Source organism: Thalassospira sp. MCCC 1A01428 (assembly GCF_002115825.1).
In the GTDB taxonomy this organism is placed as follows: domain Bacteria; phylum Pseudomonadota; class Alphaproteobacteria; order Rhodospirillales; family Thalassospiraceae; genus Thalassospira.
Genome location: NZ_JFJZ01000168.1, coordinates 1 through 538, shown reverse-complemented (window position 1 = coordinate 538; position 538 = coordinate 1). Strand labels below are relative to the sequence as shown.

1 protein-coding gene is annotated in these 538 nt (G+C 49.3%); it reads right to left on the bottom strand.

The window, feature by feature from the left end:
• Positions 1–398: recombinase family protein (locus THS27_RS26440; RefSeq protein WP_168185037.1), on the bottom strand; the 398-nt coding region annotated here is incomplete at its 3' end.
• Positions 399–538 lie beyond the last annotated feature (140 nt).

Sequence of the window (538 nt, the reverse complement as noted above, 5' to 3'; positions counted from 1 at the left end):
CGATGGGTCTTATCCGACAGGTCCTTGAGGTAAAGCGCATTCATTGTGCCTTTCAGGCCGATATGCAGCTCGTTGATCACACCTTCGCTGATGGTTTCGACCTCAATGCCGACAAAAACCATTTTCTTGAAGAAATGGGCTACGTCTGCCTGGTCGCGACTGATGCGCGAGAGATCTTCACAGATGATGCGGTCAAACCGGTTGTCGAATGCTGCCATAAGCAGGCTGGAAATTCCGGGCCGGTTTTCCATCATTGCGCCGGAAAAGGCTTCATCGTGATAAATATCGGTGATCTGGTAGTTCTTTGCCAGGCAATAGGCTTCACATCTGGATATCTGGTCATGGCTGCTTGTGATCTGACGATCCGTCGAATGACGGGCATAAATGGCAACTCTCACGTATTCCGGCCTATTGCTCTTAAAGGTAATCAGAGGAGGGAGTGATAGGCCGCCAATCATCCACATGAGATGCCACGGTGCAACCTGCAAAACGGATAGGTTTTTGGCGGAAATCCGCCATGTAATATATACATTTCAAC